This is a genomic window from Paraburkholderia lebeckiae, assembly GCF_050436325.1.
Classification (GTDB): Bacteria; Pseudomonadota; Gammaproteobacteria; order Burkholderiales; family Burkholderiaceae; genus Paraburkholderia; species Paraburkholderia tuberum.
In genome coordinates, this window is record NZ_JBNDLZ010000002.1 from 2,062,807 (window position 1) to 2,076,003 (window position 13,197).

The 13,197-nt window shown below is 63.3% G+C and carries 13 protein-coding genes and 3 pseudogenes; 7 read left to right on the forward strand and 9 right to left on the reverse strand.

Going from position 1 to position 13,197, the window contains the following annotated elements; all coding sequences use genetic code 11:
- Positions 1-3: 3 nt before the first annotated feature.
- The gene (locus OKW44_RS12590; protein ID WP_018424061.1) at positions 4-1,290 is read right to left on the reverse strand and encodes an MFS transporter; all 1,287 of its coding nucleotides are present in this window, start codon (positions 1,288-1,290) and stop codon (positions 4-6) included.
- Positions 1,291-1,445: 155 nt separating this feature from the next.
- A complete protein-coding gene (locus OKW44_RS12595; protein WP_018424060.1) occupies positions 1,446-2,666 on the reverse strand; it encodes a pyridoxal-phosphate-dependent aminotransferase family protein in 1,221 nt (406 codons plus the stop codon).
- A 170-nt stretch (positions 2,667-2,836) separates the two neighbouring features.
- Between OKW44_RS12595 and OKW44_RS12600 the strand changes: the two genes are divergently transcribed.
- Positions 2,837-3,568, forward strand: coding sequence for a GntR family transcriptional regulator (locus OKW44_RS12600; protein WP_018424059.1), 732 nt, complete (start codon positions 2,837-2,839; stop codon positions 3,566-3,568).
- A gap of 394 nt (positions 3,569-3,962) precedes the next feature.
- Here OKW44_RS12600 and OKW44_RS12605 read toward each other — a convergent pair.
- Positions 3,963-4,574 (reverse strand): annotated as a pseudogene (locus tag OKW44_RS12605) (MFS transporter); the annotation flags it as partial.
- Between the two features lie 37 nt (positions 4,575-4,611).
- Between OKW44_RS12605 and OKW44_RS12610 the strand changes: the two are divergent.
- Positions 4,612-4,803: pseudogene (locus OKW44_RS12610) on the forward strand (helix-turn-helix domain-containing protein); the annotation flags it as partial.
- A 53-nt stretch (positions 4,804-4,856) separates the two neighbouring features.
- On the forward strand, positions 4,857-5,615 hold the full coding sequence (locus OKW44_RS12615) for an SDR family oxidoreductase (RefSeq protein WP_018424057.1): 759 nt from the start codon (positions 4,857-4,859) through the stop codon (positions 5,613-5,615).
- Positions 5,616-6,158: 543 nt separating this feature from the next.
- Here OKW44_RS12615 and OKW44_RS12620 read toward each other — a convergent pair.
- Positions 6,159-6,434, reverse strand: coding sequence for a winged helix DNA-binding protein (locus tag OKW44_RS12620; protein WP_018424055.1), 276 nt, complete (start codon positions 6,432-6,434; stop codon positions 6,159-6,161).
- A 350-nt stretch (positions 6,435-6,784) separates the two neighbouring features.
- Between OKW44_RS12620 and OKW44_RS12625 the strand changes: the two genes are divergently transcribed.
- The 3 genes from OKW44_RS12625 (at position 6,785) to OKW44_RS12635 (ending at position 9,724) form a co-directional block, all read left to right on the forward strand.
- Positions 6,785-7,165, forward strand: coding sequence for a BON domain-containing protein (locus OKW44_RS12625; RefSeq protein WP_018424054.1), 381 nt, complete (start codon positions 6,785-6,787; stop codon positions 7,163-7,165).
- Positions 7,166-7,896: 731 nt separating this feature from the next.
- Positions 7,897-8,031, forward strand: coding sequence for a hypothetical protein (locus tag OKW44_RS12630; protein WP_018424053.1), 135 nt, complete (start codon positions 7,897-7,899; stop codon positions 8,029-8,031).
- 46 nt (positions 8,032-8,077) lie between these two features.
- Positions 8,078-9,724 carry an NRAMP family divalent metal transporter gene (locus OKW44_RS12635; protein ID WP_018424052.1) on the forward strand — a complete coding sequence of 549 codons (1,647 nt, stop codon included), beginning with the start codon at positions 8,078-8,080 and terminating at the stop codon, positions 9,722-9,724.
- A gap of 119 nt (positions 9,725-9,843) precedes the next feature.
- Here the strand turns inward: OKW44_RS12635 and OKW44_RS12640 are convergent.
- A pseudogene (locus OKW44_RS12640) lies at positions 9,844-10,014 on the reverse strand (flavin reductase); the annotation flags it as partial.
- Positions 10,015-10,164: 150 nt separating this feature from the next.
- Between OKW44_RS12640 and OKW44_RS12645 the strand changes: the two are divergent.
- Positions 10,165-10,347 carry a LuxR C-terminal-related transcriptional regulator gene (locus tag OKW44_RS12645; protein ID WP_018424050.1) on the forward strand — a complete coding sequence of 61 codons (183 nt, stop codon included), beginning with the start codon at positions 10,165-10,167 and terminating at the stop codon, positions 10,345-10,347.
- A 28-nt stretch (positions 10,348-10,375) separates the two neighbouring features.
- On the opposite strand, the gene OKW44_RS12650 is transcribed toward OKW44_RS12645, so the two are convergent.
- Genes OKW44_RS12650 through OKW44_RS12665 form a run of 4 tightly spaced genes read right to left on the reverse strand, consistent with a single transcriptional unit; the run spans position 10,376 to position 13,181 of the window.
- Positions 10,376-11,119 carry an SDR family NAD(P)-dependent oxidoreductase gene (locus OKW44_RS12650; protein ID WP_018424049.1) on the reverse strand — a complete coding sequence of 248 codons (744 nt, stop codon included), beginning with the start codon at positions 11,117-11,119 and terminating at the stop codon, positions 10,376-10,378.
- Between the two features lie 22 nt (positions 11,120-11,141).
- Positions 11,142-12,284: an amidase gene (locus OKW44_RS12655; RefSeq protein WP_018424048.1), complete on the reverse strand. Its 1,143-nt coding sequence runs from the start codon at positions 12,282-12,284 to the stop codon at positions 11,142-11,144.
- The gene (locus OKW44_RS12660; RefSeq protein ID WP_018424047.1) at positions 12,281-12,799 is read right to left on the reverse strand and encodes a nuclear transport factor 2 family protein; all 519 of its coding nucleotides are present in this window, start codon (positions 12,797-12,799) and stop codon (positions 12,281-12,283) included. The genes OKW44_RS12655 and OKW44_RS12660 overlap by 4 nt, the downstream gene beginning before the upstream one ends.
- Positions 12,800-12,803: 4 nt before the next feature.
- Positions 12,804-13,181 carry a hypothetical protein gene (locus tag OKW44_RS12665; RefSeq protein WP_018424046.1) on the reverse strand — a complete coding sequence of 126 codons (378 nt, stop codon included), beginning with the start codon at positions 13,179-13,181 and terminating at the stop codon, positions 12,804-12,806.
- Between the last annotated feature and the right edge of the window lie 16 nt (positions 13,182-13,197).

A 13,197-nucleotide genomic window follows, 5' to 3' on the forward strand; every position in this document is an offset into this window, starting at 1 on the left:
GTGTTACACGCCCATCCGGGTGGAAACGTGCGCCTTCTCCGACGCGCCAACTTCGAAGCGGCTCTCCGGCTGCATGCGGAACGCGAGCACGACGCCGATGCCCATCAGCAACATGCTGCCCACGAACGGCAGATCCCAGTTGCCAAAGTGGTCGATCAGAAAGCCGCCCATCACCGGCGAGATGATCGCGGCGAGCGCCGAGCCCGTGTTCATCATGCCGCTCGCGGTGCCGGCGAATTCCGGCGCGATATCCATCGGGATTGCCCACATCGGGCCGATCGTCATCTCGGCGAAGAAGAAGCCCGACGCGAGACAGGCAATCGACAGCGTCAGGTCATGCGTGAACATCAGAGGAATCAGCGACAGCAGGCAGAACAGCATGCACACCGACACCATCCAACTGCGCGCGCGTTTGAGGCTGCCGGTGCGCTTGAAGATCGCATCGGTGACAATGCCGCCGAGCGTGTCGCCAATCACGCCCGCGAAGAACACGACCGACGCGAAGATCGCCGACTTCTTCAATTCCAGATGGTGGTTATGCAGGAAGTACAGCGGAATCCAGCTCAGGAACAGCCACAGCGTCCAGCCGTAGCAGAAGTAGACGATCGTGACAGGCGTCATACGGCGAAACAGCTTGCCCCACGGCAGGCCGGAGACCTTCGGCTTCGGCGTGGGCAGCACCGCGAGTTCCTCGGCCGTGATGCGCGGATGATCTTTCGGATGCTCGGTGAACGTGAGCGCCCACATGACGACCCACACCAGACTTAGCCCGCCGCAGATAAAGAACGATTCGCGCCAGCCCCAGTTGGTCATCACGATCACGATGAGCGCCGGCGCGACCGCATTGCCGACTCGCGACGCCGCGTGCGTGATGCCCTGCGCGAAGCCGCGCTTTTCCTTCGCGACCCAGCGCGACATCGCCGACGTTGCAGCCGGGAACGTCGCGCCTTCACCGAAACCGAGCACGAGGCGCGCGGCGAGCAACGAAGCGAGCCCGCCCGCGAAGCCCGTGAACACCGTCGCGAGACCCCAGATCGCGCCACAGAACAGCAGCGTGCGTCGCGCGCCGAAGCGATCGCTTACCCAGCCGCCGATCACCTGAAACACCAGATACGGATACGCGAAGGCCGAGAACACGAGGCCGACCTGCGTATGCGTGAGATTGAATTCCTTGCCGAAACCCGCCGCCGCAGTGCTGACGTTTACGCGATCGAGGTACGTGATGAAGTACATGATGCAGAGCATCACTAGAACGATACTGGTCGCACTGGTCAAACGAAACCGCTTCATCGTCTCTCTCCATGGCATGTGTCGACGGCGCGCCTGAAGTGGCGCGCTGCGTCCGTCGCCCGTCGGCCGCGAGAGCCGCTATGGACGCATTGCATGTTGTTCTGGCCGCGTTCTGCGCGCGGCTCGATGAGGGAAGCGCTCCCTGCGCCCGACAATCAAGCCGCGGCCTTCAACCCCGGCGTCTTCGGTGCCTGGCTCAGCCACTCCATCGCGGCCGGCATGCCGCTTTCCTTGAGCGGCACGCCAGCAAGCCGCAGACCCATTTCGCAGCCAGCCAATGTCGCGAGCAGCATCAGATCGTTGCAATCGCCAAGATGGCCGATGCGGAACATGCGGCCTTTCATCTTGCCGAGGCCCGTGCCGAGCGACATGTCGAAGCGTTCGTAGATCAGCTTGCGCACCTCATCGGCATCGACACCGTCGGGCGTCATCACGCCCGTAAGCACCGGGCTATAGACGGCGGGATCGGCGCACTGGATTTCGAGCCCCCACGCGCGCACCGCGCGGCGCGTCGCTTCGGCGAGCCGCTCGTGACGCGCGAATACGTTGTCGAGCCCTTCGCCGAGAATCATTTCGATCGCTTCATGCAGCCCGTACAGCAGGTTCGTGTTCGGCGTGTACGGCCAGTAGCCGGATTTGTTCATGTCGACGATTTCCGCCCAGTCCCAGAAGCTGCGCGGCAGCTTCGCGTGCTGGTTGGCGGCCATCGCCTTCGGCGAAATCGCGTTGAAGCTGATGCCCGGCGGCAGCATCAAGCCCTTTTGCGAGCCCGACACGGTCACGTCGACACCCCATTCGTCATGACGATAATCAGCGCACGCGAGACCGGAGATCGTGTCGACGAGCAGCAGCGCCGGATGACCCGCGGCGTCGATCGCGCGACGCACGGCGGCGATGTCGGACGTGACGCCGGTCGAGGTTTCGTTGTGCACGACGCAGACCGCCTTGATCGCATGCTGCGTGTCGGCGCGCAGGCGCTCTTCGATCATCTGCGGTTGCACGCCGCGCCGCCAGCCTTCGATGCCTGGCAGCCCCAGGAATTCGGGCATCAGGCCGAGCTTCTCGGCCATTTTTTTCCACAACGTCGCGAAATGGCCGGTCTCGAACATCAGCACGTGATCGCCGGGGCTCAGCGTATTCGACAATGCGGCTTCCCATGCGCCCGTGCCGGACGCCGGATAGATGACGACCGGCTGCTGCGTCTTGAAGATCTTCTTGATACCGTCGAGCACCTTGAGACCCAGCTCGCCGAATTCGGGTCCGCGATGGTCGATGGTCGGATAGCTCATCGCGCGGAGAATGCGATCGGGCACCGGACTCGGCCCCGGAATCTGCAGGAAATGACGGCCAGCGGGATGAAAATCTAGCTTCAGCATCAGACTCCTCCAATTGAATTTTGCATGCAAAAAACTATATCAGATGAACCGTGACGCTTCCAAGACGAAAATTGGCCGTTCAGGCCCGTGTTTACCCGCGTGTGGCTACAGATTAACTAATCGATGCGGTTCCGATAAAATCCTATCCATATGAAGCTGAGGGTTTTTGTATGCAAAATTCGGATCTCGATGCGGGTCTAACCGCTGGCCCGCTAATGCCGAAGGTCGAGCGTCAGCGCCTGCACGACACGGTGGTGGAGCACATCCGCCGCTTTATCGTCGAGGGAGCGTTGGAGCCCGGCAAGAAACTGAACGAGCGGGAGTTGTGCGAAACGCTCGGCATTTCGCGCACGCCGCTGCGCGAGGCGCTGAAGGTGCTGGCTGCCGAAGGTCTGATCGAGATTTCGCCGAACCGGGGCGCGTCGGTATCGAAGATGTCGGAAGCGGAAGTGCGCGAAACCTTCGAATTGATGAGCGGCCTCGAAGCGTTTTCCGGCGAACTCGCGGCCGAGCGCATAACGGCGGCCGAACTCGCAGAGATCAAGGCGCTGCATTACGCGATGCTGGCGTGCCGCGCGCAGAACGATCTGCCGGGCTACTACAGTCGCAACCAGGCGATCCACGACAAGATCAACGAAGCGGCGAGAAATTCGGCGCTGCGGCAGACGTATGTGTCGGTCAACCGGCGGCTGCAGGCGCTGCGCTTTCGCTCGAACTATCAGACGCCGAAGTGGGACCGCGCGATTCACGATCACGATGAAATGCTGAAGGCGCTCGAGGCTCGCGACGGCAAGAAGCTCAGCGCGATTTTGCGGCAGCATCTGCTTGATAAGCGAGATGCGGTTTTGCAGGTGCAGGTGCCGGAGGAGGTGGTCGCTTCGGCCTCCGTGTTGAAGGCGTGATGCGGACAACTGATGCCGAATCCCGCTCCTCGCCACTCCGTCGGCAAACAAAACTTGTCCACCTAAATTGTTGGCAAGCCTGTGGACAACCTTCGCACAGCGAGCTTAAGTACTTGAAGCATGAGAACAATCCGCGCGCGGTGCACGCGTAGGCAGTGAGCGTCGCTATGGAGTCCGTGATACTGGCGAATGCGCTTAGCAAGGATGCCGTATCGCTCGCGCCGACCTCGAAGTCCAGTTGTCCACATAATTTGGGAACAAGCTTGTGGACAACCTGCGCACAGGCCTGCCAAGTGTTTGATGCGGCAGGCCTATCGTGCGCGGATGCGGGAGCGGGCAGCGGCGCGACACCTCACGCGATGCAAGCCAACGTCCGCGCCCACCACCCTCGATTTCACTGCGTCGTCTCACGACTGCGCAACGACTCCGGCAACCCATACAGCACGATCAGCGCGCACACCACGCTCATCGCGCCGATCACACACAGCGCCGGCGTCGTGCTGCCGCTCAGATTCTTCACGCGTCCGACCATCACCGGGCTCACGATCCCGCCGAGTTGCCCCAGCGTGTTGATCAACGCGATACAGCGCGGCGCCCGCGCCCGTCAGCAGCTTTGGCGGCAGCGCCCAGAATGCCGGGATCGACGCGACCACGGTGGGATTCTTCGTGCCCGCCACGTGAATCAGATGCGGTGCCCAGAAATTCAGGCCGTACGACGCGACCTGAATCAGGAAGTACACGAGCCCAAGCGTCAGGAAGTCCGGCGTTTTCAGCGCGCCCAGCAGCGAATGGCCGTCTCTGCCGGGCGGCTTTGCTGCGCGATCTGCCCAGCGAGCAGGCTCTTTTCCACCGACGACAGCCAGCCCGCGTCGTCGATGCGATCCTTCAGCAGCTTCAGCACCAGCAGACCGAGCACGACGCACGGCAAGCCGCCGAGCAGGAACAGCCAGTGCCAACCGGACATGCCGAGCACGCCGTCCATATGGCCGATCACAAGCGCCGCGAGCAGTTGGACGAACGACTCAGCCTTGTGCGTGGAAAACGTGACGCCGCATGAATTCGTCGAACGCACGCGCGTGGATGCCGCACGCAAGCTGCTCGAAAGCAGCGCCGCGGCGCTGAAGACGATCGCCTACGATTGCGGCTTCGGCACCGCCGACCGCATGCGCATCGTGTTTACGAAGCGGCTTGGCGTGACGTCGATGCAGTATCGCGAGCGCTTTCGCCCGGTGTGAATACGGCGTGAGAAAATCGTCGACTCTGCACGTCAACGATCACCAGGAACGACATGACCTCCTCTTCTCCGATTCGCGCGATCGTCACCGGCCATACGCGCGGCCTGGGCGCAGCGCTCGCCGAACAACTGCTCGCGCGCAACGTCACGGTGCTGGGTCTGTCGCGCTCGCGGCATGCGGCGCTGAAGGCGCGCTTTGCCGCGCAACTCGAAGAGATCGAGCTGCCGCTGGCGGAGCCCGCACGCGTCGCGCAATGGATCGCCACCGACGCACTGAGCAACTTCGTGCGCGGCGCGCAGACGGTGCTGCTGATCAACAACGCGGGCATGATGCAGCCGGTCGGGCCCATCGAAGGACAGGACGCCGCGAGCGTCGCGGACGCGGTGAGCCTGAACGTCGCGACGCCGCTGATGCTCGCGAGCGCGCTCGCCGCCACGGCCGTCGACGCAACCGACCGCCGCATCGTGCACATTTCGAGCGGCGCGGCGCGCAACGCGTATCCAGGCTGGAGCATCTATTGCGCGACCAAGGCCGCGCTCGATCATCACGCGCGCGCCGTTGCGCTCGACGCGAATCGCGCCCTGCGCATCTGCAGCCTCGCGCCGGGTGTGATCGATACGGACATGCAGGCGCAAATTCGCGGTAGCGGCGAAGAGCAGTTCCCGATGCGCCAGCGCTTCGACGAGCTGAAACGCAAGGGCCAACTGTCGACGCCCGAGCAATGCGCGGCGCAGCTGATCGACTATGCGCTCAGCGATGCGTTCGGGCAGACGCCGGTCGCGGACATTCGCGAGATCGCGAAATCGGCCTGAACGGCCTATAGCTGCCGGGTATTTGCGCTCCCGAAAATCCTCACCTCAAGCACGGAGCGGTGGCGGATCGACGTCAGTTACCGTCGGCATTGCTCCCGAAATGCCTCACCTTTGAGGTGAAAAGAGGACTCGAAGGGGCATTTCAGCGAGCGCATTGCGGCGCTCACACACCGGTCCCGAAAACCCTCACCTTTGATCGAACGCAGCCGGTTCGCATCGCCGATGCCGGCCGCGTACGCGGCAGATCGCCTGGACATTCAACGACTTACGTTACACAACCGGCGCACGGTCACCGCGACGGATGCCATGATTGGCGACTGCATGAAGCGCGTTTTGCACGTCAGCACGACGTGCCGTCGCCCGATACAGCATCGACGGCTCCCGAATATCCTCACCTATTGCTGACAGGCATAAATGCGCGCATTCCCGCGAGCCTCTTGCCGCGCGGTTTGTGCCGTTCCTGGCCCGGCCGGTTAGTTGCAAAAGAACCGCCGCGCACGACTCCCGAAAGTCCTCACCTTTGACGCGATGCACGCGCCACGTTCATTCAATCGGCGCGTTCTTCAGCCCATGCACCGCGACGACATTCTTCATCGCGTCGAAGATCGCCGTTCTAACCTGCGCGGGCAGATGGCCGCAAATTTCGTCGGCGTTCTGATCGTCCAATTGCGCGAGTTCGGGAACGAGCGCCTGTGCGGCATCGCTTAACCGGATCAGATGATTGCGACGGTCTTCGTCGACCTTCTCGCGTTCGAGCAGCGCCTTTGTCTCTTGTGCGCGCCGCCTTCGCCGGCTTCCGGCGAGACGGCCTGACCGCATGACGCCTCAAACGGAAACGTTGCATCGACGTGGGCGAACCTGACGAGAAGGAAGCAAGGTTGGGAATGCGATATTAGTTTCAGAGGAAACCATTCGCAATTTGTAGCACCGTCCAGGCGACTCCCGAATTCCCTCACCTTCATTTGAAGTGCGCGTACAGGTGCGCACATTCTCACCTCGGCGGCTCCCGAATCTTCTCACCTATCAGTATCGGCGCGTGCGCCGCAGAATATAATCGGGGCCGACGGTCGATGACTCGTCGCGAGGCGGTAGTGCGTTGCGCCGCCTCTTCCCCGCTGGCAGCACGCGGCTCGAACGGCAGTTCCTGACAAACCGGCAAAGGAGGAAGAATGAAAACAAACGGCGCGAGCAGAATCATCGGTGCAATGTTCGCGGTGGCCATCGCGACTTGCGCGACCTATGCAAACGCACAGACGCGCGAGATGCCCAACGATGCGTCGATGCAAAGCCAGTCGGTCCCCGCGGCTTCGAACCGGAACAACAACCGGTCCGACAGCGCGATCGTCCGCGACGTCCGCCGCGCATTCACGCGCACCACGAACCTCAATTCGGCGAACATCCGTGTCGAAGCGCGTCACGGCATCGTTACGCTGACCGGCACCGTGCCGCGGCAATCGCAAATCGCGCGAGCCGGCAACGCCGCGCGATCGGTTCGCGGCGTCACGAGCGTGCATAACCGGCTGACCGAGCGACGGCGCGCCAATCAGTGAGCACGGCGTGGTGGCATCGGCCGGACGGATCGGTGCCCTGTTCGACCTCCTCCCATATCGGCCTCGACCCGCATGTCATTCAAAGTGCCCACCGTCGCGCGCCGCACATTTTTTCTGCTCTGCTTAAGAAACAGGTTGACCTCGGCGGAAGGCGAACCCTAAAATTCAAAAATCATCACCAATGGGGCTTACGCCTTGGACACCTGCAGTAGCCGACTTTCGAACAGATTCGCTGCCTGACCGGCAGGACGTCCGCGCTCTCTTCATCAGCCGCCGTCTTGCCAGCTGGCAGACGGTGCGCGCCGCAGTTTCTTCCCGTGCACCTAAAGTAACGTCGTATCCGCACGACAGGAACGCCGCGTTCAAGCGCGTTCCCGCGCCGATACGGCGTCGCATCGCGAGCTTTGCGCTTGCGGTCGCGTTTGCGCGCGCGTTTTCAGTCAACGCAATCAGTTCAACGCAATGCGCGCGAACGTGTGGATAAACACGTGCGTAGCAAACGTGCGTAGCGAACGTGCGTAGCCAACGCTTCAGACGCTCGAACGCAGCCCCCCGCTACACACCGATAAGGAGCCGCCATGCCCGACAGTGACAGTTATCACTTATGCCGCTTCCCCGTTCTATCAACTGAGGAAAGCGAGTAGACCTCCACCGCCGCGCCTGAACATACGCGGCCTCCGTGTCTGCTGGCTTTCCACCAGCGCGTCGAAACCGGCGCACGGAGATCCCTCATGCAATTCGGCCTTCTTCTTTCGCAGTTCCCGCGTGTGCAGGAATCGCGCGCCCATTACGACGGCATGCTCGTGCTGCACGCACCGCATCCGTTCATCGCCTTCTGCCGTCGCGTGATGTCGCGCGTGGCATAGCGTTTCGCGATCCGACCTTCGACAAATACAACCAGGAGAGAACGACATGTCTACTCCGACGAACATTTCCTCCGCGCGCAGTGCCGTGCTCGATTCGGCACACGTCGGCGATATCAAGGGCGCGCTCGGCACGATCGCTCACCATGACATCGCGCCACGCACGAGCTGGTGGGCGCGCCTGCGCACGCTGCTCGCTATCCTCGGCCCCGGTCTGATCGTGATGGTCGGCGACAACGACGCGGGCGCATTCGGCATCTACACGCAGGCCGGCCAGAACTACGGCACCACGTTGCTGTGGACCATGCTGTTGCTGGTGCCGGTGCTGTTCGTCAATCAGGAGATGGTGTTGCGGCTCGGCGCGGTCACGGGCGTGGGCCACGCGCGGCTTATTTTCGAGCGCTTCGGCAAGTTCTGGGGCGCGTTCAGCGTCGTCGATCTGTTCCTGCTGAACGCGCTAACCATCGTGACGGAATTCATCGGCATCACGTTCGTGCTCGACTTCTTCGGCGTCTCGAAGATCGCGGGCGTGTGCATCGCCGCGGCGCTGACGATGGCCGCCGTCAGCACCGGCGACTTCCGCCGCTTCGAGCGTTTCGCGGTCGCGCTGTGCGTGTTGAGCCTGCTGCTCGTGCCGGTGCTCGTGTCGATTCATCCGCCGGTCGGCCAGATCGCGCGCGACTTCTTCATTCCGAACTGGCCCGCGCACTCGAAGCTGTCCGACGTGATGTTGCTCGTAATCGGCATCGTCGGCACGACGGTAGCTCCGTGGCAGCTGTTCTTCCAGCAGAGCTATGTGGTCGACAAGCGCATCACGCCGCGCTTCATGAACTACGAAAAAGCCGACCTGTGGATCGGCATCGTGTTCGTACTGATCGGCGCGGTCGCGATGATCTCGTTCAGCGCGGCGCTGTTCGACGGACGGCCCGGGTTCGGCAACTTCACGGACGCGGGCGGTGTGATCGCTGGTCTCGAGAGATACGCGGGACGTACCTCGGCCGTGCTGTTCGCGATCGCGCTGTTCGACGCGTGCGTGATCGGCGCGGCGGCTGTGTCGCTATCGACCGCCTATGCGATCGGCGACGTGTTCAAGATCCGCCATTCGCTGCACCGTAGCGTGTCGGATGCGAAGGGCTTCTACGTCGTGTACTTCGCGATCGTCGCGGCCGCCGCGGCATTGGTGCTGATTCCAGGCAGCCCGCTCGGTCTCTTGACCGAAGCGGTGCAGACGCTCGCCGGCGTATTGCTGCCGAGCGCGACCGTGTTCCTGCTGCTGCTGTGCAACGATCGCGCGGTGCTCGGTCCGTGGGCCAATTCGAAGAAGCTCAATCTGTTTACCGGCGCGGTGATCTGGGTGCTCGTGATGCTGTCGATCATCCTGACCGCGTCGGTGATCTATCCGGACATCGCGGCGGAAACGATCATCGAAGTGCTGGCGGGCGGCACGTTGCTCGCGGTCGTCGGGTATGTGGCGAGCTTCGGGATGCGCAAGCTGCGCGGCGAGTCCGCGGCCGAGCCGGCTCCGGTCTATGCGAAGGACGCGCGCAACACGTGGCGCATGCCGCCGCTCGACGAACTGCCACCGCCGCGTCTGACGCTCGCCAAACGCGTATGGATGGGCGTGCTGCGCGGCTATCTGCTGCTCGCGATCGCGCTCGTGATCGTCAAGGTCGTGCAGATGGCGTTGCTGAAGTAGTGCGAATGGTGAGGAGTTCCAGGAGGTCCGGGCAATGGTGAGGTTTTACGGGAGCCATGTCCGGGGCGACAACGTAAGCGCTGCCGGAGCCTGAACTGGCCGGCAGCGCTTCAAATGACTCATTGCCCCTTCCACGCGCGCGGCACCCGGTGAAAATTCCGGTCGAAGTAAATCAGCCTGTCGCCGTCGGTGCGCACGCGAATCTGCGTGGTCTCCACGAACATGACCGAGTGCGAGCCGACTTCCTTCGCTTCCACGATCTTCCCCTGCAAGCTCGCGAGCGCGGTGCGATCGACTTCGTCGAGAAGCCGTACAACTCGCAGCAGATGCTCGAGCGCATTCAACGCGCGATGAAACTCGCGTCCCAGCGTCACGCGAAACATATGCGCCAACTCGAACTGCGTGAGCGGATCAACTCGCTCACGTCGCGCGAGAAGTAAGTGCTGCACGGTTTGATCGAGGGGGAGCCGAGCAAGGTCATAGCGGCGGACCTGTCGATCCGTGTGAAAACCGTGGACGTGCATCGCGCGAGCATCAGGGAAAAGCTCGGCGCTTCGTCGATTCCGACCCTCGTGCGCGGCGTGCTCGAAGTGTGGAGCCCGCCGGACGAGCGGCCGGAATGACGCGGCCGCCTCGGCCCTTGCAGACGCATCAGCGCATGTACAGGCCTCCGTTGACGTCCCAGCACGCGCCGTTGGCAAAATAAGCGTCACCGGAAGCGAGCATCACCGCGACATCGGCAACATACGACGCGGCCCCGAGCTTGCCGACCGGTATCGCTTCGATCACTTTTGCCAGCTTGTCCGCCGGCACGCTCTCGTGAACGATCGGCAAATCGAGCGGCCCCGGCGAGATCGCGTTGACTGTCACACCGCGCGCGGCGAGATCGCGCGCGAAGACCTTGGTCAGCGTCAGCACGCCGCCCTTCGCGGCCGCATAGTGCGCGCCCGTTGCCGAGCCGCCATTCTGCCCCGCCAGCGACGCGATATTGACGATGCGGCCCACGCCGCGCTGCGCGAAGTACTGCCCGAATACCTGGCAGCCGAACAGCACGCTGCGCAGATTCACGTTGATGACCTGATCGAACTGCTCGGCGGTAATGTCCATCACGGGCACGACCTTCGAGGCGCCCGCATTGTTGACGAGCGCGTCCACGCCGCCCCAACGTTCCAGCAACGCGTCGCGCGCCGCCTCGAAGTCCGCCTTGCGCGTGACGTCGAGCCGGATTGCGCAGGCGCTCGAGCCGTCGCTGCTCAGGTCATGCGCGAGTGCTTGCGCGGGTTCGATCGCGATATCGGCAAGCGCGACCCTGTAGCCTGCCTCGTGAAAACGACGCGCGACAACGGCGCCAAGTCCGCGCGCGGCGCCCGTCACGAGCGCGATTCTGTTCGACATGTTGCTGACTCCTTGATTGCGCTCAGACGGATTGCGCGAGGCGCGCTTCGAGGTGCGCGGCGACCGCGCACACCGTTTCGTCGTCGTGCTTGCGACCGATGATCTGCAGGCCCGCCTTCAGCGTCGAGCGTTCGATGGGAACGGGCAGGCTCAGCGCCGGATGCCCGCTCAGGTTGAACGGCCGGATCAACGACGACATGCCGATCACCGACGTGCCGGCGCGTGCTGCTTCGAGCGTGATCGGCAATGCAGGCAGCGTCGGCAGCACGAGTACGTCGGCCCGGTCGAGCGCGCGGTCCACTTCGTCGGTGAACGTGCGGCGCACGCGTTCCGCCGCATCGAGATCGACGGCGCTCGTGGCCGCGGCCGCGCGCAGGCGCGCTTCGATATCGGCGCCGAGCTTGCCGCTTGCCACCAGATGGCCGAATGCGCGCGATGTCTCCGCGTTGATCACCGCGAGGCCGGCCGTGAATGCGTCCTTCAGGGACGCGAGTTGGATCGCTTGCGTGGCGAGTTCGGACTTTCCGATAGCGTCGGCGATTGCTTTGGCGATGTCGTCATCCGCGTCGACTGCGACCATGCCAATGCGCAACTGCGAAACGTCTCGACGCGCATCGTCAGCGCGAAACGAAGGATCGATCGCCGTCATCACGCGAATCAGCGTGTCCGTCTCGCGTGTGAATGGTCCAACGCAGTCGAGTGTCGTGACGCGCGGCGCCACGCCGTGCCGCGACACGCGGCCGAACGTCGGCTTCAGGCCGATAACGCCGCAGCATGCGGCGGGACCGCGGACCGAGCCACCGGTGTCGGTACCGAGCGCGGCGTCCACGAACTTCTGCCCGACCGCCGACGCGGACCCGCTCGACGATCCGCCCGGAATGCGTGCCGCGTCCTGCGGATTGACCGGCGTGCCGGAAAAGTCGTTGATGCCGGTCATGCCAAACGCGAGTTCGTGCATGTTGGTTTTGCCAGTGACGCGCCAGCCGGCGTCGAGCAAACGCCGCACGACTTCGGCGTGCTCCGATGCAAGCGGTGCGTCGGCAAGCGCGCGGCTTGCCGCTGTCGTCGCGTAGCCGGCGACGTCGATGCTGTCCTTGATCGCGATCGTCGGCGCGTCGGCGTTGTCCGTCGCGCTCAGATCGAATGTCTGCAGAAATGCGCTCATGCCGAAACTCCCTGGGCCGGGTTGACTTGCCACGGTGCATCGAAAAGACGTTCGGTACGGAAATGGCGGATCAGCCATGTCGCGCCCGCATCGTGAGCGGCGGGCACGAAGTCGATTTCGAGGCGCGCCGCGATCAGTTCCGCGTTCGCATCGACATAACCCGAAGCCTGCAACATGATCCAGCGACCCTTCGCCGTGTCGCCGTTCACCTCGATATGCTCCGCAGTCAGAAAGTGCACATTGGTCGCGAAGTGCGGCGTGGGCGGCAGATAACGCTGCAGCATCGCGACGATCTGCGCCGGCCCTTCGAGACGCCCGAACTTGTTCGCGTACTGCGGGCCGATGCCTTCCCAGATCGCGTCTTCGTCGAACAGCGCGGCGAGCGCCTCGCCTTCGAGCGCGCGCATGGGCACATCGCACAGCGCCATGTAGCGCGCGATCGTCCTACGCACCGCGTTCTGTGCTTCTAGCGCTTTGACGCGCGCGAGCAGCCCGTCGATAGCCGGATCGGTCATCGCGTCACGCATGGTTGGAGACCGCTGGCGGCACCGTCAGCGCACGGCCCACGCGCGCCTCGATCTTGCCGTAGCGCCACAGGTTGTAGTCGCCGACCGGCGTCGTCCGATACAGATTGCACACGGCCACCGCGGTATCGAAGTCGGCGACGTCGGCCATGATGTAGAACGTCCACGGCGCGCCATCGGCGTTGCCGACCACGAGCCGATCGTCGTCCATCACGCCCAGCACGCGCACGTTTTCCATCGCTTCGATAGCGTTCAGCATCTTGCCGTACGCTTGCCACACTTCGCCGATCTGTTCGCGCGGCAAGTCGAAGAAGTTCTGCGAGACGCCGCAGCAGAACAGCACACGCAAAGGCAGGTTTCGGTTGTCGCTCATGGGAACATTCCTTGGT